The organism is Sphingomonas sp. 10B4 (genome assembly GCF_035019905.1).
Classification (GTDB): Bacteria; Pseudomonadota; Alphaproteobacteria; order Sphingomonadales; family Sphingomonadaceae; genus Sphingomonas; species Sphingomonas glacialis.
The window spans coordinates 17,091-37,310 of record NZ_JASJVC010000014.1 but is presented as its reverse complement, the minus strand read 5'-3'; the positions used below and the strand labels follow the sequence as shown (position 1 = coordinate 37,310).

Genomic DNA, 20,220 nt, shown 5'->3' with positions numbered 1-20,220 from the left:
ATGTTCACCGGGATCATTACCGACATCGGCACGATCGATCGGATCGAGGAGCGCGGTGACCTGCGCATCTTCGTCGCGACCGGCTATGATATGGGGGATGTCGATCTCGGCGCCTCGATCGCCTGTTCGGGCGTGTGCCTGACCGTCGTCGACAAGTCCGCGCCCGGCGCGTCGGGCTGGTTCGCCGCTGATGTCTCGGGCGAAACCGTGTCGCGCACCCCTGCCGCGCAATGGACCGCCGGTCGCCGGCTCAACCTCGAACGCGCGCTGAAGCTCGGTGAGGAACTGGGCGGGCATATCGTCACCGGCCATGTCGACGGCATCGCGTCGATCGTCGAGACGAGCAGCGACGGCGATTCGTGGAAGGTCGTCATCGCGGTCCCGGCCGCGCTCGCGCCGTTCGTCGCGCCCAAGGGCTCGATCACCGTCGATGGCGTATCGCTGACCGTCAACAGCGTCGCCGACCAGGCCGACGGAACGACGCATTTCGCGATCAACATCATTCCCCACACCCAGGCGATGACCACGCTGGGCGATCTTCATTCCGGCGCACACGTCAATATCGAGATCGACGTTCTCGCCCGCTATCTGCAACGCATGGAGCATTATCGTGCAAAAGCCTGAAGTTGCGCGCTTGCGCCATGGGTTCCTGTCCTCGCCCGAGGAATTGATCGACGAGGCCAAGAACGGCCGGATGTTCATCCTGGTCGACGACGAGGATCGTGAGAACGAGGGCGATCTCGTCATCCCCGCACAGATGGCGACCCCTGAGAAGATCAACTTCATGGCCAAGCACGGTCGCGGGCTGATCTGCCTTGCGATGACCAAGAAGCGCGTCGACGAGCTCGGCCTGGGCCTGATGAGCCGCCACAACGGCACGCGGCATGAAACCGCCTTCACCACCTCGATAGAGGCGCGCGACGGCGTCACCACCGGCATTTCCGCCGCCGACCGCGCGCGCACCATCGCGGTCGCGATCGATTCGTCGAAGGGCAAGGAAGAGATCGTCACGCCGGGCCACGTCTTCCCGCTCGTCGCGCGCGACGGCGGCGTGCTCGTCCGCGCCGGGCATACCGAGGCCGCAGTCGACGTCTCGCGGCTTGCCGGGCTCAATCCGTCGGGCGTGATCTGCGAGATCATGAACGAGGACGGCACGATGAGCCGGCTCGACGATCTCGTCTCGTTCGCGCAGCTCCACAATCTCAAGATCGGCACGATCCGCGACTTGATCGCGTATCGCCGCCGCCACGACCATCTCGTCGAGAAGCGCGCCGAAATGCCGTTCGAATCGAAATGGGGCGGGACGTGGAAGGCGATGACCTTCCACAACAAGGCGACCGGCGACGAGACGATCGCACTGGTCAAGGGCAAGATCGACCCGACCAAGCCGACGCTGGTGCGGATGCACACGCTGTCGACCTTCGTCGACGTGTTCGGCGAGGAAAATGAGCGTTCGGGCCTGCTCTCTGGCTCGATGCAGCTGATCGCCGAGGAAGGCACCGGTGTGATCGTCGTGATCAACCGCCAGATGGCCGATGGCATCACGCGCTTCATCAAGCTGCGCGGCGAGGGCAAGGGCGCGGGCGCGCCCGAGGTCGAGGAATTGCGCGATTACGGCGTCGGCGCGCAGATCCTCGCCGAGCTTGGCGTCGAGGAAATGGTGCTGCTCACCAATACGCATCACGCGCTGGTCGGCCTCGAAGGCTATGGCCTGTCGATCGTCGCCGAGCGCGCCATTCCGGGTACTGGGGGCGAATAATGGCCAAATTGCTTATCGTCGAAGCGCGCTTCTACGACCATCTCAACGACCTGCTGCTCGAAGGCGCCCGCGCCGCGATCGAGGCGGCGGGGCACAAGCATGAGACGATCACCGTCCCCGGCGCACTCGAAATCCCCGGCGCGGTCGCGCTCGCGGCCGAGAGCGGGCTGTATGACGGCTTCGTCGCTCTGGGCGTCGTGATCCGCGGCGAGACCTATCATTTCGAGATCGTCGCGGGCGAGAGCGCACGCGGGCTCATGGCGCTGTCGATGGACGGCCTCGCGATCGGCAACGGCATCCTCACCACCGAGGACGAAGCGCAGGCGCTCACGCGCGCGCGCAAGTCCGAAAAGGACAAGGGCGGCGAGGCGGCCAAGGCAGCACTCGCAATGATGGCGCTGAAAGCGCGCTTCGGCTGACCCGGGTGGTGAGCGGGCCGATCCTGTTCACCGACCGGCTGATCCTGCGGCTCCCCGAGCCCGCGGATTTCGAGGCCTATGCCGCCTTCGCCGCCGATGGCGAGACGATGGCGCATCCCGGCGGCGCGATGCCACGCGCGGTCGCGTGGCGCGACTTTTCGGTGCGCGCCGGTGCGTGGATGACGCGCGGCTTCTCGATGTTCTCGGTGATCGAACGCGAGTCGGGCGCCTGGGTCGGGCGGATCGGCCCGTGGCAGCCCGAGGGCTGGCCCGGCACCGAAGTCGGCTGGGGCGTCGCCAGCGGTTTTGCGGGCAAGGGCTATGCGCATGAAGCCGCAGTCGCGGCGATCGACTTTGCGTTCGACAGTCTTGGCTGGGGCGACGTGATCCACACGATCGCGCCCGATAATATCCGCTCGATCCGGCTCGCCGAGCGGCTCGGCTCGGCCAACCGTGGGCCGACACGCTTGCCAGCCCCGCTCGATGGCTACCGCGTCGATGCGTGGGGCCAGAGCGCGGCCGAATGGCGCGCGCACCGCGGCAGATGAGCAAGCCGCCGCCCCCGCGCTACAAGATCGTCGAGCGCGACGGGCGGCTCCTCACGATCGACACTTGGGCCACGCAAGCGCCGGACGCGCCGCCGCAGCGTCGCGCGGACTTGATCGCGCCGGGTGACGCGCTCGGCGCGCCGCTCGTCGCCGCGCTGTTCCGGGTCCGCGATGCGCAGGGCCGACGGTTGCTGACAACCTCGCCGAATTGGGACCGCAAGGGGCCGTGCGTCATCGCGCTGTCGTCCACAGGCGAGCGCCGCATCGCCGCGCTAGGTCTGCTGAGCATCGGCGTGATGCTCGTCCTGCTGCTGGTGGCGCTGATCGATCTCGAATGGCTGCTGCCGATCGTCGTGGTCGTGGTCGTGCTGGCGGGCGCGATCTCGAGCAGCCGCACCAGCCTGGTCACCCGCTGGCTCGACTCGCTCGGCGAGGAGACGTGGCGCTAAGCTCTTCCCAGCGCTCGACTCCTTACTTATACCGATGTCAGTAAGCAGGAGCGCGACGATGCCCTACGCCCATACCTTCAAAGCCAATCCGCATTGGCTGCCGCGGCAGAAGAGCACCGCCATTCGCGCCATTCCCGGCGAGGACGGGCTGCCCTTTGTCGGCAACACCTTCCGAATGCTCAAGGATCCGGTGCGCTTCGGGCGCCACATGATCGACAGTTATGGCCCGGTGTTCCGCAACAATGCGTTTGGCGGGCCGACCGTCAGCCTGATCGGTCCCGAGGCCAACGAACTCGTCCTGTTCGACCGCGACCGCGTCTTCTCGTCGGAGCAGGGCTGGGGGCCGTTGCTCAACCTGCTCTTCCCGCGCGGGTTGATGTTGATGGATTTCGACAAGCACCGCGCCGACCGCCGCGTGATGTCGGTCGCGTTCAAGCCCGAGCCGATGCGGCATTATGCCGAGACGCTCGACATCGGCATCGCGCGCACCGTGGCGGACTGGGGCAACCAGCCGATGCGCTTCTACGATGCGATCAAGGAGTTGACGCTCGATCTCGCCGCCGAGAGCTTTCTCGGCATGCCGCTCGGGCCCGAGGCGACGCGGATCAACCAGGCGTTCGTCGATGAGGTGCAGGCCTCGATCACCCCGATCCGCGTGCCGCTGCCGGGCTCGCAGATGCGCAAGGGCGTGCGCGCGCGGGCCTATCTGATCGATCTGTTCGAACGCGAGATCCCGGCGCGGCGGGCAGGCGCGGGGCAGGACTTCTTCTCGCAATTCTGCCGCGCGACCGACGATGATGGCCAGCCGCTCGCCGCCGATGCGATCGCCGACCACATGAACTTCCTGATGATGGCGGCGCACGACACGATCACCTCGTCGGCGACGAGCCTCGTCATGCTGCTCGGGCGCAACCCCGAATGGCAGGAGAAGCTGCGCGCCGAGATCGCCGAGTTGGGGCGCAACGATGCGGGCGGGCTGCCCTATGGCCAGCTCGATCGGCTGGTGCTGACCGACATGGCGTTCAAGGAATCGCTGCGGCTGATCCCGCCGGTGCCCTCGTTGCCGCGCCGCGCGGTGAAACCGTTCGATTTCGGCGGCTTTCACATTCCGGCGGGGACGACGGTGAGCGTGAGCGTCGCTTATACGCACACCATGCCCGAACTCTGGCCCGATCCGCTGCGCTTCGATCCGCTGCGTTTTACGCCGAAGGCGGTGCGCGCGCGGCACAAATATGCGTGGGTCCCGTTTGGCGGCGGCGCACATATGTGTCTCGGGCTGCATTTCGCGACGATGCAGATCCGCATCCTCATCGCGCATCTCCTCAGCCGCTATCGCATCGAGCTCGATGCCGGGGCGGGTGATGTGTGGCAGGCCTGGCCGATCCCGCGACCCAAGGATGGGTTGCCGTTGCGGTTTGTGCCGTTGGGGTGAGGTGGGGCGATTGAGCGCCCGCTAGGTCCGTCGAGCCGGGGGGCGTTCGACCTCGATCGCGATCGGCTGCACGGGCGCGACGCGACAGTGTCCCGATCACCGTATCGTCGTGGTATGCCCGTGATTGGCCGGAACGGCACGATCAGACGCGGCAGACCGCAATCTCCGACGATTGCCCCAGAACGAGGCGACGGGGTCGCCTGGGGGCGGCACGGCGTGGTGGGAGGCCCATCCCGACTGAGCGTCTCGCACTAACTGCTGATTCGCCGCGAGCTGATTCGCCGCGACCAGCGCGCGCCCGGCCCTGTGTCGTCCCGCGTGACTCCAAACCGATGCCAAGCCCGGCCGTAAGCGCATCAGACAGCGACGCACATCGTCTACTGACGCGCCGGACGAAAACCACCCGTTCATCTAAAATCTAGGCTGAAACGAAAACAGGCCCGAAGGCCTGTGATCATGTTTTCCCCAAAGGAAAACTGGAGCGGGCGAAGGGATTCGAACCCTCGACCCCAACCTTGGCAAGGTTGTGCTCTACCCCTGAGCTACGCCCGCTCTGGCGTTTACGGCCCAATCAGTCGTTGACTGGGCGGGTAAGGTGGCGGGCTCTAACAGCGACTTTCATACTCGGCAACCCCTTATCGCGATTGCGTGCAGATCGTTTGATAAAAGGGTTGGCTTCGTACGCTGAGCGCCCACATAAGGCGCACAGCACACAAGATTGGAGCGACACTTGGCCACCCTGGGAATGAGCGCTGCAGAACGCGACGCGGTGGAGAGCTTCCGCCGCGATGTCGTCGAGCCGTCGATGACCAAGCTCGTCGTGATCGATTTCTGGGCGGAGTGGTGCGGGCCGTGCAAGGCTCTGACGCCGCTGCTCGAGAAGGTCGCCGCGGCCTATGCCGACAAGGGCGTGCTGCTCGCCAAGATCGACACCGACAAGAATCAGTTCATCGCCGCGCAGTTCCAGATCAAGTCGATCCCGACGGTTTATGCGATGTTCCAGGGGCAGCTGGTCGCCGATCTGACGCCCGCGCGCACCGAGACGCAGTTGCGGACGATGCTCGACCAGCTGCTCAAGCAATTGCCGCTCGAAAGCGAGGCGGCGAGCCTCGAGGCCGAACTCGAGCCGCTGATCGCGATGGGCGAGCAAGTGCTCGTCGAAGGCGATGCCGAGCGCGCGGTGAGCGTGTTTGCGCAATTGAGCGAGATGGCGCCCGAGCATCCCGCGGTGCTGTCGGGCATGGTCCGCGCGCTCGTCGCCGCGGGGCAGACCGACGAGGCCGAGGCGGCGATCGCGGCGCTTCCCGAGGAGATCGCCAAGCTTCCCGAGATCGAGCGTGCGCGTACTGCGCTGGCGCTGGCGCGCGAAGTGCAGCCGGTCGATGATCTTGCGGGCCTCGCCGCCGAAGTTGCCGCCAACCCCGAAAATTTCGACAAGCGCTTCGAGCTCGCTGGCGGCCAGATGGCGGCGGGCGACCGCGATGCGGCGGCCGACACGCTGCTCGCGATGATCGCCGCCGACCGGACATGGAACGAGGGCGCCGCGCGGACGCAATTGCTCAAGATCTTCGAGGTCGTTGGGCTCGAGGATCCGTGGGTCTCGGCGCAGCGGCGCAAGCTCTCGGCGATCCTGTTCGGATGACGATCACGCGGCTCTCGATCTTCCCGCTGCCGGGCGCGTTGCTGTTTCCGGGCATGCATCTCCCGCTGCACATCTTCGAGCCGCGCTATCGCGCGATGATCTCGGACGCGATGGCACGTGACCGGCGGATCGGCATGGTCCAGCCGCGCCCCAACGTGCCGGCGCGGCCCGACAAGCCACCGCTGTTCGAGATCGGCTGCGTCGGCAAGATCGCCGAGTTCGAGGCGAGCGAGGACGGGCGCTACAATCTCATCCTCGAGGGACTGTCGCTGTTCCGCATCGTGCGCGAACTCGACGTGACGACGGCGTTCCGCCAGGTCGAGGCCGAGCTGATCCCGGGGCCGAGCGAGCCCGAGATCCTCTCGCTGTCGCGCCGCTCGGCGCTCGAGAGCGAATCGCGCGCCTTCGCCGATGCGCAGGGCTATGCGGTCGATTGGGATGCGGTGACGCGGCTCGACGACGAGGCTTTGGTCAACGGCATCGCGCAGATCGCGCCGTTCGACGTGGCGGCGAAGCAGGCGCTGCTCGAGGCGGGGCGGATCGAGGATCGCGCCGAGCTGATCATCCAGCTGATGCAGTTCTTCGGGCGGCACGACGGCGAGGATTCGGTGACGCTGCAATGAAGGACGCCGCGAAGCGCAAGGGTCGCGCCGGTGGGGCTGCGATGATGTTGGGCATGTTCTTCGCGACGCTGTTCGACCCCAAGAAAGGCGCGGCGATCGTGCAGATCGATACGCAGCGGCGAATCGGTAGCGAGAGCGATCGGATCGCGGCGACGGCGAGCGCGCCTCCGACGAGTGTGCGGAGTGGGCGCGACTGATCTAGCGAGATCGTGTCGGCGTTGGTGGAATGGTTCGCGCAGAGGCGCGGAGGACGCAGAGATGATGATGCGCTTTGGGTTGTAGGGGCCACACCTTCCCCTAATTGCTTTCCCGCTTTTCCCCCAAACCGCTTCCCCGGCGACGGCCGGGGCCCAGTCGGAATGGCCGAACTGATCGAGCGCAGCGTGCGACCAAGAAGCGTGCGGCTCCTGGGCCCCGGCCTCCGCCGGGGAAGCGCACTCTAATAGAGCGCACCCTAGCAACGCGATCCTCCGCGTCCTCCGCGCCTCTGCGCGAACCCAATCGACGCTGCCGCGAGCGTTGCCGCAGAAGAGGCTAGACCGTAATCCCCTGCAGCAACTTCGGCACATCTCCGCTCTCGCCGCGCGCCTCGGCGATGAAGCGGCGCTTGAGCGGCGGTACGCGCTGCACCGCCGATAGACCCATCCGCCGCACCGCATTGGCGGTCTTGCCGGGAATGCCGAACAGTCGCGTCAGGCCATCGGTCGCGACCGACACCATCAAGGTATCGAGGCTGCGCCAGCGATCATAGCGCGCGAGCAATTGCGGATCGCCGAGATCGAGCCCCGAGCGCTTGCCCTCGACCAGCACTTCGACCAGCGTCGCGACGTCGCGGAAGCCGACATTGACGCCCTGGCCCGCGATTGGATGGATCCCGTGCGCGGCGTCCCCGACCAATGCGAGCCGGTCGGACACGATCTTCGCGGCATGATGGAATCCGAGCGGATAGCTCATCCGATGGCCAAGCGGCCCGAGCTTGCCGAGAAACCCGCCGATTCGCTTGTCGGCCTCGGCGAGCCAGCCGCGATCGGACAGCTTCATCATCCCCGGCGCCTGGTCATGCGTCACCGACCAGACGATGCACGACCGATGCCCCTGCTCGTCGTCGTTGAGCGGCAGGATCGCGAACGGGCCGTCGGGGTAGAAGATCTCGAACGCGATATTCTCGTGGCTGCGTTCGTGGTGCAGCGAGGTGACGATCGCGGCATTGTCGTAGGTCCAGCGCGCGACGCGCAGGCCTGCGGCTTCACGCGTCGGCGAAGTGCGGCCCTCGGCGGCGATCAGCAGCGGGGCCTTGATGACGGCTCCCGAATCGAGCGTGACGCTGACGCCCGCGGCGCCGCGATCGATCGAGACCGCGCGCGTCTGCATCCGCACGTCGACATTGGGGGCAGCCGATGCCGCCTCGAACAGCGCCGCACGCAGCTTGCGGTTCTCGACCATATGCCCGAGCGCGCCGTCGCCCGGCTCGGGCTCGAAATCGAGCGCGCCGGGTTCCAACCCGTCGCTGACGCGAATCCCCTGGATCGGGCAGGCGAAGGGCGCGAGCCGGTCGGCAACGCCAATCGCTTGCAGCATCCGCCACGGCGCACCGGCGATCGCCGAGGCGCGCCCGTCGAAACCCGCGGCGAGAATCACCGCGGGATCGGCAATGTCGATGACGATTGCGGTGAGTCCATGCGTGTCGAGCGCCACGGCGAGCGCGCTGCCGACGAGTCCGCCGCCGAGGATGATGACGTCTGCTGTATCCATACGCGCTGCTGTAGCGCCTCGGCCGGGCGCTCGCCAGCCCGCAAAGTCTTGACGGCGGAGCCGCCGCGCGCGATGAATCCGCAGCACAGACAGCGAACATCGGGACAAGAGATCATGGCGAGCCGCGCGCAGCCACCCTTATGGCGTGAGACCGTCAAGGCCGGCGCCGTGCGCAGCGGCGCATTGCTTGCCGCGATCACGCTCGTCGTGCTGGTCGTTTTGCTCGTCGTCGCGGTCGCGAGCTATCATGCGAGCGACCCGTCGCTCAACACGGCGTCTGGCGCCGCCGCGCGCAACTGGCTCGGCAAGCCGGGCGCGCTGGTCGCCGATGGCGCATTCTGGCTGCTGGGACCCGGCTTCCTGCTAGTGTTGCCGACGGCGGTGCTGGTCGCGCTGCGGCTGTGGCGCGGCGTCCCGGTAGGGCGTTGGCGGTTGATGTTTGGCGCATCGCTCGGCGGTGTCGCGTTGATCGGGACGGCGTTCGCGCTGATCTGGGCGGCGGCGGTGCAAGTGCTGCCGGCGGGTTATGGCGGCGCGGTCGGGCTCGGCCTGGCCGACGTGCTGCGCGCGTTGATCGGCCTGCTGCCCAATCCCAATGCGGTGTTGTGGACGACGCGCGGGATCGCGGTGGTGCTCGGGTTCGCCGGGCTCGCGCTCTGGGCGTACAGCTTCACGATCGACGTCAGCGAGCGTGTGCCGCGGATCGCGCGTGAACCCAAGCGGCTGACCGATCAGCGGCGCGACCGTGGCGACGAGACGGACGACGATGTCTTCGCGCCCGAGCCGACCCCGCGCAAGCTGTCGATGCCGCGTGCGCTTGCGAGCCCCGATGTCCGCCCCGGCCCGGTGATCGCCGACCGCGCGATGACGCCGGTGACGCTGGCCAAGCCACGCGCTAAGCAGACCTCGATGGATTTCGGCGACAAGTCGACCTTGCCCTCGCTCGACCTGCTCAACCCGTCGCCGCCCGCGATCGGTGGCCCGGTCGACAAGGTCGCGCTCGATCGCAATGCGCGGCTGCTCGAGACGGTGCTGAGCGACTTCCACGTCAAGGGATCGATCATCAACGTGCGGCCGGGCCCGGTCGTGACGATGTACGAGCTCGAGCCCGCGCCCGGCATCAAGGCGAGCCGCGTGATCCAGCTCGCCGACGATATCGCGCGTAACATGTCGGCGGTGTCGGCACGAGTCGCGACGATTCCGGGGCGCACCGTGATCGGCATCGAGCTGCCCAACGCCAAGCGCGAGACGGTGGGCCTGCGCGAGCTGATCGATTCGCTCGACGACCAGCCGGGCTCGCTGTCGCTGGTGCTCGGCAAGAATATCGCGGGCGACCCCGTCATCGCCGATCTCGCGCCGATGCCGCATCTGCTCGTCGCGGGCACCACCGGCTCGGGCAAGTCGGTCGGGCTCAACTGCATGATCCTGTCGCTGCTCTACCGGCTCAAGCCCGAAGAGTGCCGGATGATCATGATCGATCCCAAGATGCTCGAACTGAGCATGTACGAGGACATCCCGCATCTCTACGCGCCGGTCGTGACCGATCCATCGAAGGCGGTGCGCGCGCTGAAATGGACCGTCGAGCAGATGGAGGACCGCTATCGCCAGATGTCCTCGCTCGGCGTGCGCAGCCTCGCGAGCTTCAACGACAAGGTGCGCGCGGCCAAGGCCAAGGGCCAGCCGCTCGGCCGCAAGGTGCAGACGGGATACGAGCCCGGCACCGGCGCACCGATCTATGAGGAAGAGACGCTCGACTATCAGGTGCTGCCGCAGATCGTCGTGATCATCGACGAGCTTGCCGATCTGATGATGACCGCGGGCAAGGAAGTCGAATTCCTGATCCAGCGGCTCGCGCAGAAGGCGCGCGCGGCGGGCATCCATCTGATCATGGCGACGCAGCGACCGTCGGTCGACGTCATCACCGGCGTGATCAAGGCCAACCTGCCGACGCGAATCAGCTTCCATGTCACCTCGAAGATCGATTCGCGCACGATTCTGGGCGAGCAGGGCGCCGAGCAGCTGCTCGGCAAGGGCGACATGCTCTACATGCCCGGCGGCAAGGGCATCGTCCGCGTCCACGGTCCGTTCGTGTCGGACGACGAAGTTCGCGCCGTCACCGATCACTGGCGCGCACAGGGGCAGCCCGATTACAACCAGGCGATCACCGAGGAGCCCGAGGACGGCTTCGCGATGGACGGCGCGCCGACCGGCGAGGATACCGCCGAGGACCAGCAATATCGCACCGCGATCCAGCTCGTCGTCGAAAGCCAGAAGGCGTCGACCTCATGGCTGCAGCGCCAGCTGCGTATCGGCTACAACAGCGCGGCGCGGCTGATCGAGCGGATGGAGAAGGACGGCATCGTCGGTCGCCCCGACCATGTCGGGCGCCGCGAAGTGTTGCGCGACCGCGACGGGAACCCGGTATAAGGGAACCGGGCGCGCCGGCTTCGGTTCAGAGCGGGTTCAAGCCGCCTCGGGCTTAAGCGGCGGCGTCAGGAGAATATTCGTGTCCCTTCGTTACCCAACGCTTCTTGCCGCGCTCGCCGCGCCGGCGCTTGTCTCGGCCGCGCCCGTCGCCGACTTGTCGCTGGTGCAAAAGCATCTCCAGTCGGTCGAGAGCATGACTGCATCGTTCACGCAGACCGATCGCGGCGGCAAGGTGCTGACTGGCGTGTTGACGCTCAAGAAGCCCGGCAAGATCCGCTTCCAATATGAAAAGGGCGTGCCGATCCTCATCGTCGGCGACGGCAAGTCACTCTGGTTTCTCGATTACTCGGTCGGCCAGAAGCAGCGCTGGCCGATCGGCGGGTCGCCGCTCGGCATCCTGCTCGATCCGTCGCGCGACATGCGCGGGATCGCGAGCGTGGTGCCGACCGGCAATCCTGAGACGGTCGCGGTCGATGCCGCCGACCCCAAGCATCCCGAATATGGCCGGATCAGCCTGGTGTTCGTGCGCAATGCGACCGCGCCGGGCGGGCTGATGCTGCAGGGCTGGGTCGCGCTCGATTCGCAGAACAACCGCACGACGATTCGGCTGTCGAACCAGCGCTTCAACGCGCCCGTCAGCAACTCGGCGTTCCAATGGCGCGATCCGACGCCCGCGTCGGGCAGAAAATGACCTGCGCTAGGATCGGTTCATATTGGCGACAGGTTTGCAGCGGTAATGCGGTTTTGCGGATGCGAGGTGCTACCGGGATTTTTCCCCCTGTTGCCCGGACCCTTGCTTCCCGCCTGCGTGACGAACGCTAGGTCGGCCCTCGCTCCATGCCCCCGGAGCGAGGGCCTTTCCATATCCGGTATTGGCGTCGGGTAGCGGCGGGTGGCGTGGGACGGTCACGATGGCTACAGCGCTCGCATGACGACACCGCTCAAGATCGTATCGTGGAACATCAATTCGGTCCGCTTCCGCCTCGACATCGTCGAACAATTCCTGCGCGAGATGGCACCCGACATCCTCTGCCTGCAGGAAACCAAGGTGGTCGATCAGGATTTCCCGACCGACAGCTTCCGCGCGCTGGGCTACACCCACATCGTGCTCCACGGGCAGAAGATGCACCACGGCGTCGCGATCGTGTCGAAGGTCCCGCTCGTCGAGGATGACCGCTTCGACTGGCAAGCCAATCAGGAAGCGCGCCATGTCGGCGTGCGGCTCGAATCGGGGCTGCGGATCGAGAATGTCTATGTGCCCGCCGGCGGCGACGTGCCCGATCGCGCGGTGAACCCCAAATTCGGCCAGAAGCTCGATTTTCTCGAGCGGATGACGCAGTGGTCGCAGGGGCTGACCGTGCCGACGGTGCTCGTCGGCGATCTCAACATCGCGCCGCTCGAATCGGACGTGTGGAGCCATAAGCAATTGCTCAAGACCGTCAGCCATACGCCGATCGAGGTCGCGGCGATCGACCGGCTCAAGGCGTCGAACAGCTGGGTTGATCTCGGGCGGCATTTCTTCCCGGCGCCGGCGCGGCTGCATACGTGGTGGAGCTATCGCTCGGTCGATTGGACGGTCAACGATCGCGGCCGGCGGCTCGACCATATGTGGGCGACCGCCGATGTTGCCGCCAAGGCGACGCGGCACCATGTCTATGAGGAATGCCGCAGTTGGCTCAAACCCTCTGACCATGTGCCGATCATGACCGAGTTCGCGATATGAGCGCTTCCATTCCTGGCGACGCGCACAAGACCGCGCTCGCAATCGATGCGTTGCGGCGCGGCTGGCCGGTCGCGATCGCGGGTGCCGATGGCACGCTTGCGCTGCTGCCGATCGAGACCGCCGATCCGCCGCGGCTTGCCGCGTTCGATCCGGACGCAAGCGCACCGCTCTTGCTTTCGGCTGGCCGCTCGGCGACGCTCAAGCTCGCCAACCAGCTCGAGGCGGCAGCGCCCGATGCGCCGGTGCTGGTCGAGCGCGTGCCGTGGATCGACTTTGCGATGGCGACCGCGCTTGCCGATCCGCAGTTCGATCTCGACACGCCGATGAAGGGACCGTTCCGCGCGATCCACCTCGCCGAGACCGAGGCAGGAGCCGCTGCGTTGCGGCTCGCGCGGATCGGCGGCGTGCTGCCGGCATTCTTTGCGCGCGCGGGCGAATCGGCCGCGCTGGTGCTGACACCGGGCGATATCGACGCGCATGAGGACGCCGCGCGGCTCACCATCGCGACGCGCGCGCATCTCCCCGTCGTCGGCGCCGAAGATGCCGAGATCGTCGCGTTCCGGACGCCCGAAATGCCCGGTGAGCATATCGCGCTGCTGATCGGCAAGCCCGACGGCCGCCCGCCGCTGGTGCGGCTGCACAGCGAGTGTTTGACCGGCGACATGCTCGGCAGCCTCAAATGCGACTGCGGCCCGCAACTCCACGCTGCGATCGACGCGATCGCCGCGAGCGGATGGGGGATCGTGCTCTACCTGCGCCAGGAAGGACGCGGGATCGGGCTGATCAACAAGCTGCGCGCCTATGCGCTGCAGGATCAGGGGTTCGACACGGTCGACGCCAATACGCGGCTCGGCTTCGCGGTCGATTCGCGCAACTTTGCGGTGGCGGCGCGGATGCTCGCATTGCTCGGCCAGACTTCGGTACGGCTGCTGACCAACAATCCGCAGAAGGTCGCACAGCTCGAGGGCGCAGGGATCCGCGTGGTCGAGCGCGTGCCGCATTTCCTCCCGGCCAACCCGCACAACGAGCGCTATCTCGCGACGAAGCGCGACCGCACCGGGCATCAGTTCTAGGCGATAAGGCGCCGGATCGTCGCGAAGTCGCCCGCCACGTCGTGCACCCCGATCGCGCGCAGCTTGTCGGCATGGTCGGGCCCGCAATGCGAACCGCCGACGAAGCCGATGACATGCGCCCCCGAGGCGACCGCGCCGGTCGCCCCGACGGGCGAATCCTCGACGATCACGCAGCCCGCGATGTCTACGCCGAGTGCTGCTGCGGCGTGGAGATAGATGTCGGGTGCGGGCTTGCCGTTGACGACATGTTCCTTGCCCGAGAACAAGCGGTCGCCGAATGCATCCCGCAGGCCGATATGCTCGAGATGCCGCGCGATCCATGCGGTCGAGCTCGACGAGGCAATCGCCTTGGGCTGCGTGGGCGGCAAGTCGAGAATGAACTGCACCGCCCCTTCGACCGCGTCGATCCCCTCGCGCATCACGCGATCGTCTTCGGCGCGGCGCGCGGTGTGGAAATCGTCGGGAAGCGTGCACCCCAACCAGCGCTCGACTGCGCCGATGAACGACGCGCCCGACAGGCCCATGAAATTGGCGAACGAGTCGGCCGCCGTGGTGGGATGGCCGATGCTCGTGAGATAGTCGGCGATCTGGCGGTTGCCGACCGCTTCGCTTTCGATCAGCACGCCGTCGAAATCGAAGATGATCGCATCGAAGGTCATGCCCGGCTTCCAAACAGAGCGGTGCCGACGCGGACATGCGTCGCGCCAAGCATCACCGCGGTTTCGTAATCGCCCGACATGCCCATGCTGAGCGCATCGAGACCTTGGTCGCGCGCGATCTTGGCGAGTAGCGCGAAATAGGGGGCGGCCTCAGTTTCGAGCGGTGGGACCGCCATCAGCCCGAGGATCGGCAGCGCCGCTGCGCGCGCTTCGGCGAGCAATGCGGGGAGGCCCGCGATCGGACAACCGCCCTTTTGCGGCTCGTCGCCGATGTCGACCTGAAGGAAGCAGTCGGGCCGGCGGTCGCGCTTGTCCATCGCGCGGCCAAGCGCGGTGACGAGCGAAGGGCGGTCGACCGAATGGATCACATCGAACAGGCCGACGGCGTCCTCCGCCTTGTTCGATTGCAGCTGCCCGACGAGATGGAGCGCGACACCCGGATAGGCATCACGCAGCGCGGGCCATTTGGCCTGCGCTTCCTGCACGCGATTCTCGCCGAACGCGCGCTGGCCGGCGATGAGCAAGGGCTCGATCGCTTCGGCGGGCTTGGTCTTTGAGACGGCGATCAGCGTGACCGACTCGGGTTTGCGGTCGGCAAGCGCGGCGGCATGGGCGATCGCGGCCTGGACGGCGGCGAGCGCAGCGGCAGGGGCGGCGGTGGGGTCGTCGGTGGACATTGGCGGCGCTATAGGCGCGACTATGCCCCTGCGTCACCCCATATGCCGCAATCGTCCCACGCCGGCGCTGTGGCTGATGACCGACGAGCGGATGGGCGCGGCGCTATGGCCCGCGCTCGCCGCGCTTCCGAAGGGAAGCGGGGTGGTGTTCCGGCATTTCGCCACTGCGCCCGCCGAACGCGCCGCGCTGTTCGCCCGCATCGCGCAGATCGCACGGCAGCGGGCGCTCGTGCTGGTCGAGGGCGGCGGCGCCGCGCAACGCCGCGCGCTGCACCCGGCGCATTCGCTTCGCGAGGCGATCGCCGCACGCCGCGCCGGTGCCGCCGCGGTGCTGGTCTCGCCGGTCTATCCGACGCGGACGCATCCCGGCGCGCGCGCGCTTGGGCCGTTGCGCGCCGCGGCGATCGCGCGTGCAGCGGGATGTCCGGCAATCGCGCTGGGCGGCATGACGCGCGCGCGGTTCAAGCGGATGAAGGCGCTGGGGTTTGTCGGCTGGGCGGCGATCGACGGGCTGACGCCCTGAGTCGCGTCAGAAGCGGAACGCGGTCCCGACATAGACGGCCTGGCTGTCGCGACGAGTCGCATCGGCGGCAGGCTGTTCGATCAGACGATCACGCTCGGCCTTGTAGCGGACGCCGGCAGTGACATCGATCCGCCGCGTCAGCGCATACGAGCCGCCGACGTCGATCGAATAGGCCGGGGCGTCCTCGATCAACTTGGGCGCGCCGGCGAGCGGACGATCGGTCGCTGCCTTGACGCGGCCGGTGAAGCGGTTGCCGGTATAGCTCACGCCGAGATCGGCGGCCTCGCGACCACCGGGCAGACCGGCGAGGTCGACCTTCGAGACGTCGCCCGAGACGGCGAAGCGCTTCCAGCCGACGGCGACGCCGAGATTGTAGGCGATCGGCGTCAAGCTGGTGGTCGAGGCCGCAACCGGCGAAGTACGATCGACCACGGCGATGCCGCGCGCCGAGCGGGCGCGAATCGCAACCGTCACGGGACGGGCGCCTTCGCCGCGTGCATCGGACGGGGTGAAGCGGAATCCGCTGGTATCGAGACCACCACGCGCGAAGATCGCAGCGAGCCGGGGGTCTGCAGACGCCGGGGTGAACGAACCGATGCCGCGCACAAACACCGGCCGCTTGGCGGCAAAGCGTGCCGCCGGCGATTCGCTTGCGCCGAGTGCCGGAGCCACGGCACAGCCGAGGGCGACGAGCGACCCCACAGCAATCCCGGACAACCAACGAACAGACAACACGTGCGACCCCTTAGTGCGAGCCTCAATTCGGCATCGCTTATCTGACAACGCGCCTATCACGAATCAATTCCGTCGCACCACCGTAATGGCGCAATTTCCCTGAAGAGTGTCACGAAGGACACACATTGCGCGATGCTCCGCTCGACCTTGCTCGATCGTAGAGGGAGCCGCCGGAGGTGTTGCTTGCGGCGAACGCGCAACATTCTATAGATACCGCCACTCCCAAGTCTCCGTTTTGCTCAGGAACCGCCGATGATCCGCCGCTCAGGCACCGCGCCCCGCACCCTTTTCGTGGTTTCATGCGCGCTTGCCGCAACGCTGTCGCTCGGCGCGTGCGGCCAAAAGGGTGGCCGCCCGGTCAACGCCGATCTCGCCGCGTCGAAGGTGACGACGATCGGCGTCAATGCGTATCTCTGGCGCGCGAGCCTCGACACGCTGAGCTTCATGCCGCTGCTGCAGACCGATTCGAACGGCGGCGTGATCGTGACCGACTGGTACATCAACCCGGCGGCGCCTTCGGAGCGCGTCAAGGTGACGGTGACGATCCTCGACCAGGATCTGCGCGCCGACGGCCTGCGCGTTGCAGCGCTTCGCCAGGTCAACCAAGGGGGCCAGTGGGTTGCGGCCCCGGTCCAGGCGGCAACCGTCCAGAAGCTCGAAGACATCATCCTGACCAAGGCGCGTGACCTGCGTCGCGCCGCCGTCGCGGGCTGAGGCAGCACTCTTATGGCGTCACGCTTCAATGCGCTGAAGGCGGACGCGGCTTGGCAGAAGGTGTGGGACGACCGCGCCACCTTCGCCGCGGACGATAGCTCGACCAAGCCGCGTTCCTATGTGCTCGAGATGTTCCCCTATCCATCGGGGAAGATCCACATGGGCCATGTCCGCAACTATACGATGGGCGATGTGCTCGCACGCTATCGGCGGATGACCGGCATGGAAGTGCTCCACCCGATGGGGTGGGACGCGTTCGGCATGCCTGCCGAGAATGCCGCGATGGAGAAGGGCGTCCATCCCGGCGGCTGGACGCGCGACAATATCGCGACGATGAAGGCGCAACTGAAGCGGCTGGGCTTCGCGCTCGATTGGAGCCGCGAGCTCGCGACCTGCGAGCCCGAGTATTACGGGCACGAGCAGGCGCTGTTCCTCGATCTGTTCGCGGCCGGGCTGGTCTATCGCAAGGAAAGCTCGGTCAATTGGGATCCGGTCGACATGACCGTGCTCGCCAACGAGCAGGTGATCGACGGGCGCGGCTGGCGCTCGGGCGCGCTGGTCGAGCGGCGCAAGCTGTCGCAGTGGTTCCTCAAGATCACCGACTTTGCCGACGAACTGCTCGAAGGCCTCGACGGGCTCGAGCATTGGCCCGACAAGGTCAAATTGATGCAGGAGAACTGGATCGGGCGCAGCCAGGGGCTGCAGTTCCGTTTCAAGCTGTCCGACGGCGGCGCGGTCGAGGTGTTCACCACGCGCCCCGACACGATCTTCGGGTCGAGCTTCGTCGCGGTCGCTGCCGATCACCCGATTGCGCAGGCGCTGGCGGCCGAGGACCCTGCCGCCGCCGAGTTCATCGCTTTGTGCAAGCGCGGCGGCACCACCGCGGCCGAGCTCGACACGCAGGAGAAGCTGGGCTTCGACACCGGCCTCACCGCGGCGCATCCGTTCGACCCCGCGTGGCAGCTGCCGGTCTACATCGCGAACTTCGTGCTGATGGAATACGGCACCGGCGCGGTGTTCGGCGTCCCCGCGCACGACCAGCGCGATCTCGATTTCGCTCGGAAATACGAGCTTCCGGTCCGCCGCGTCGTCTCCGACGGCGACGTGACCGACCCGGCGTTCGAGGGCAACGAAGCCGCGACTGGCCCGGGAACGCTCGTCAACTCGCACTTCCTCGACGGCATGGACGTCGAGGACGCCAAGCGCGTGGTCATCCAGCGCGCCGAGGGCGAGGGCTGGGGCACCGGATCGACCGTGTTCCGCCTGCGCGACTGGGGCGTCAGCCGCCAGCGCTATTGGGGCACGCCGATCCCGATCATCCATTGCGACGCGTGCGGCGCGGTGCCGGTGCCCAAGGAGCAACTCCCCGTCGTGTTGCCCGAGGACGTGTCGTTCGACATTCCGGGCAACCCACTCGATCGCCATCCGACGTGGAAGCATGTGGCGTGCCCGTCGTGCGGCGGGCAAGCGCGGCGCGAGACCGATACGCTCGACACCTTCGTCGATTCGTCGTGGTATTTCATCCGCTTCGCCAGCCAGCCCAAGGACAAGCCATTCGACCGCGCCGTCGCGGAAAAGTGGCTCCCGGTCGCGCAATATATCGGCGGGGTCGAGCATGCGATCCTGCACCTGCTCTACGCCCGCTTCTGGACGCGCGCGCTGAAGCATATCGGGCTGCTCGACGTCGCCGAGCCGTTCGCGGGGCTGTTCACGCAAGGCATGGTCACGCACGAGACGTATAGCCGGCAGATCACCGAGCTCGGCAGCGACGGCGTCGACAGCATCACCAAGCCGCTATGGCTGTCGCTCGACGATATCGTGCGCAACGGCGATGGCTGGACCGAGAAAGCGACCGGCGCGACGGTCACCGTCGGCCGCGTCGAGAAGATGTCGAAGTCGAAGAAGAACACCGTCGACCCGACCGGCATCGTCGATCAGTATGGTGCCGACGCGACGCGCTGGTTCATGCTCTCCGATTCACCCCCCGAGCGCGATCTGCCGTGGAGCGAGAGCGGGATCGAAGGCTCGTGGCGCTTCATCCAGCGGCTGTGGCGGCTGTTCGACGGCGAGCGTGCCGGGGAGGGTGGTGCCAAAAGCGCCGCGCTCGACCGCAAGCTGCACCAGAGCATCGCCGGCATCGCGCTCGATATCGAGGCGCTGAGCTTCAACAAGGCGGTCGCCAAATTGTACGAGCTCACCGCCGCGATCGAACGCGCCGAGCCCTCGGCGTCGCGCGACACCGCGATCGCGACGCTGATGCGGCTCGTCGCGCCGATGGCGCCGCATCTCGCCGAGGAGGCGTGGGCCGCCGCCGGGAACGAAGGCCTGATCGCCGCCGCGCCGTGGCCCGCAGTCGATGCCGCGTTGCTGGTCGAGGACGAAGTCACCATCGCGGTGCAGGTCAATGGCAAGCTGCGTGACACGCTCACGCTGCCCAAGGGCCATCCGAGCGATGCGGTCGAGGCCGCCGCGCTCGCGTCGGACAAGATCGTCCGCATCCTCGAAGGCAAAGCCCCCCGGAAGGTCATCGTCGTGCCCGATCGTCTCGTGAACATCGTCGCATGATGCGGCGGCTTGCCCTCGTCGTCCCGTTCGCCGCGCTCGCGCTGGCGGGCTGCGGGCTGCATCCGCTCTACTCGGGCGGCGGCTCTGGCGTGGTCGCAGGCGGGCTGACGCAGATCGAGGTCGGTCCGATCGAGGGCAAGTCGGGGTGGTTGATGACCAACGCGCTGCGCGATCGGCTCCACGCGCAGGCGACCCCGCGCTACCGGCTCGAGATCAAGCTCGACGATCAGATCACCGGGCTCGGCGTCAATCGCGACAACTCGATCTCGCGCGAGCGCCGCACGCTGCGCGCGCGCTATCAGCTGGTCGACCTGTCGAACGGGTCGGTGCTGCTCGACGCGACCGCCGGGTCGGACGCGGGCATCGATGCAGTGAATTCGGAATATGCGACGATCGCGGCCGAAGACACTGCGCTCGAGCGGCTGTCGCAGATCGTCGCCGACCAGATCGTCGCGCGCGTCGCAACCTATGTGCAGCGTACCGCGCCCGAGCCGCGCTGA

21 protein-coding genes and 1 tRNA gene are annotated in these 20,220 nt (G+C 67.0%); 17 read left to right on the top strand and 5 right to left on the bottom strand.

Going from position 1 to position 20,220, the window contains the following annotated elements; translation table 11 throughout:
* Genes QN347_RS06530 through QN347_RS06505 form a run of 6 tightly spaced genes read left to right on the top strand, consistent with a single transcriptional unit; the run spans window position 1 to window position 4,607 of the window.
* The gene (locus QN347_RS06530; RefSeq protein WP_322161469.1) at window positions 1–624 is read left to right on the top strand and encodes a riboflavin synthase; all 624 of its coding nucleotides are present in this window, start codon (window positions 1–3) and stop codon (window positions 622–624) included.
* Entirely contained in the window at window positions 611–1,759 is a 1,149-nt protein-coding gene (gene ribB, locus QN347_RS06525) for a 3,4-dihydroxy-2-butanone-4-phosphate synthase (protein WP_416194477.1), read from the top strand. The genes QN347_RS06530 and ribB overlap by 14 nt, the downstream gene beginning before the upstream one ends.
* Window positions 1,759–2,178, top strand: coding sequence for a 6,7-dimethyl-8-ribityllumazine synthase (ribH, locus tag QN347_RS06520; protein ID WP_189676559.1), 420 nt, complete (start codon window positions 1,759–1,761; stop codon window positions 2,176–2,178). Before ribB ends, ribH begins: the two co-directional genes overlap by 1 nt.
* A gap of 8 nt (window positions 2,179–2,186) precedes the next feature.
* Window positions 2,187–2,726, top strand: a complete 540-nt coding sequence (locus QN347_RS06515) for a GNAT family N-acetyltransferase (protein ID WP_322161467.1) — start codon at window positions 2,187–2,189, stop codon at window positions 2,724–2,726.
* The gene (locus tag QN347_RS06510; RefSeq protein ID WP_323493994.1) at window positions 2,702–3,175 is read left to right on the top strand and encodes a hypothetical protein; all 474 of its coding nucleotides are present in this window, start codon (window positions 2,702–2,704) and stop codon (window positions 3,173–3,175) included. The genes QN347_RS06515 and QN347_RS06510 overlap by 25 nt, the downstream gene beginning before the upstream one ends.
* A 58-nt stretch (window positions 3,176–3,233) precedes the next feature.
* Window positions 3,234–4,607 carry a cytochrome P450 gene (locus tag QN347_RS06505; protein ID WP_322161463.1) on the top strand — a complete coding sequence of 458 codons (1,374 nt, stop codon included), beginning with the start codon at window positions 3,234–3,236 and terminating at the stop codon, window positions 4,605–4,607.
* 477 nt (window positions 4,608–5,084) lie between these two features.
* Here the strand turns inward: QN347_RS06505 and QN347_RS06500 are convergent.
* Window positions 5,085–5,159: transfer RNA gene (locus QN347_RS06500), tRNA-Gly, on the bottom strand.
* 193 nt (window positions 5,160–5,352) lie between these two features.
* Between QN347_RS06500 and QN347_RS06495 the strand changes: the two genes are divergently transcribed.
* The 3 genes from QN347_RS06495 to QN347_RS06485 are packed head-to-tail and all read left to right on the top strand — an operon-like array spanning window position 5,353 to window position 7,069.
* On the top strand, window positions 5,353–6,249 hold the full coding sequence (locus QN347_RS06495; protein WP_322161461.1) for a tetratricopeptide repeat protein: 897 nt from the start codon (window positions 5,353–5,355) through the stop codon (window positions 6,247–6,249).
* A complete protein-coding gene (locus tag QN347_RS06490; RefSeq protein ID WP_133191132.1) occupies window positions 6,246–6,872 on the top strand; it encodes an LON peptidase substrate-binding domain-containing protein in 627 nt (208 codons plus the stop codon). Before QN347_RS06495 ends, QN347_RS06490 begins: the two co-directional genes overlap by 4 nt.
* On the top strand, window positions 6,869–7,069 hold the full coding sequence (locus QN347_RS06485) for a hypothetical protein (RefSeq protein WP_322161458.1): 201 nt from the start codon (window positions 6,869–6,871) through the stop codon (window positions 7,067–7,069). The genes QN347_RS06490 and QN347_RS06485 overlap by 4 nt, the downstream gene beginning before the upstream one ends.
* Window positions 7,070–7,406: 337 nt before the next feature.
* Here QN347_RS06485 and QN347_RS06480 read toward each other — a convergent pair whose 3' ends face one another.
* A complete protein-coding gene (locus QN347_RS06480) occupies window positions 7,407–8,624 on the bottom strand; it encodes a UbiH/UbiF/VisC/COQ6 family ubiquinone biosynthesis hydroxylase (protein ID WP_322161457.1) in 1,218 nt (405 codons plus the stop codon).
* 114 nt (window positions 8,625–8,738) lie between these two features.
* On the opposite strand from QN347_RS06480, the gene QN347_RS06475 reads away from it, so the two are divergent.
* From QN347_RS06475 to ribA, 4 genes are all read left to right on the top strand, one after another.
* Window positions 8,739–11,051: an FtsK/SpoIIIE family DNA translocase gene (locus QN347_RS06475; RefSeq protein ID WP_322161456.1), complete on the top strand. Its 2,313-nt coding sequence runs from the start codon at window positions 8,739–8,741 to the stop codon at window positions 11,049–11,051.
* A 79-nt stretch (window positions 11,052–11,130) separates the two neighbouring features.
* On the top strand, window positions 11,131–11,742 hold the full coding sequence (locus tag QN347_RS06470; RefSeq protein ID WP_133191124.1) for a LolA family protein: 612 nt from the start codon (window positions 11,131–11,133) through the stop codon (window positions 11,740–11,742).
* A gap of 237 nt (window positions 11,743–11,979) precedes the next feature.
* Window positions 11,980–12,774, top strand: a complete 795-nt coding sequence (locus QN347_RS06465) for an exodeoxyribonuclease III (protein ID WP_189676566.1) — start codon at window positions 11,980–11,982, stop codon at window positions 12,772–12,774.
* A complete protein-coding gene (gene ribA / locus QN347_RS06460; RefSeq protein ID WP_322161455.1) occupies window positions 12,771–13,847 on the top strand; it encodes a GTP cyclohydrolase II in 1,077 nt (358 codons plus the stop codon). Before QN347_RS06465 ends, ribA begins: the two co-directional genes overlap by 4 nt.
* Here ribA and QN347_RS06455 read toward each other — a convergent pair.
* Window positions 13,844–14,506, bottom strand: coding sequence for an HAD family phosphatase (locus tag QN347_RS06455; RefSeq protein WP_322161454.1), 663 nt, complete (start codon window positions 14,504–14,506; stop codon window positions 13,844–13,846). The two genes, ribA and QN347_RS06455, sit on opposite strands and share 4 nt — an antisense overlap.
* Window positions 14,503–15,183, bottom strand: coding sequence for a YggS family pyridoxal phosphate-dependent enzyme (locus QN347_RS06450; RefSeq protein WP_322161452.1), 681 nt, complete (start codon window positions 15,181–15,183; stop codon window positions 14,503–14,505). The genes QN347_RS06455 and QN347_RS06450 overlap by 4 nt, the downstream gene beginning before the upstream one ends.
* Before the next feature lie 22 nt (window positions 15,184–15,205).
* Here QN347_RS06450 and QN347_RS06445 point away from each other — a divergent pair, with 22 nt between their 5' ends.
* Entirely contained in the window at window positions 15,206–15,706 is a 501-nt protein-coding gene (locus tag QN347_RS06445) for a thiamine phosphate synthase (RefSeq protein WP_323493993.1), read from the top strand.
* Between the two features lie 6 nt (window positions 15,707–15,712).
* Here QN347_RS06445 and QN347_RS06440 read toward each other — a convergent pair whose 3' ends face one another.
* Entirely contained in the window at window positions 15,713–16,441 is a 729-nt protein-coding gene (locus QN347_RS06440) for a hypothetical protein (RefSeq protein ID WP_323493992.1), read from the bottom strand.
* Window positions 16,442–16,693: 252 nt separating this feature from the next.
* Here QN347_RS06440 and QN347_RS06435 point away from each other — a divergent pair, with 252 nt between their 5' ends.
* Genes QN347_RS06435 through lptE form a run of 3 tightly spaced genes read left to right on the top strand, consistent with a single transcriptional unit; the run spans window position 16,694 to window position 20,220 of the window.
* Window positions 16,694–17,155: a DUF3576 domain-containing protein gene (locus QN347_RS06435; RefSeq protein WP_133191112.1), complete on the top strand. Its 462-nt coding sequence runs from the start codon at window positions 16,694–16,696 to the stop codon at window positions 17,153–17,155.
* A 12-nt stretch (window positions 17,156–17,167) separates the two neighbouring features.
* Complete coding sequence (gene leuS / locus QN347_RS06430; RefSeq protein ID WP_322161448.1) at window positions 17,168–19,720, top strand: leucine--tRNA ligase; 2,553 nt, start codon at window positions 17,168–17,170, stop codon at window positions 19,718–19,720.
* Window positions 19,717–20,220, top strand: coding sequence for an LPS assembly lipoprotein LptE (gene lptE, locus QN347_RS06425; protein WP_322161446.1), 504 nt, complete (start codon window positions 19,717–19,719; stop codon window positions 20,218–20,220). Before leuS ends, lptE begins: the two co-directional genes overlap by 4 nt.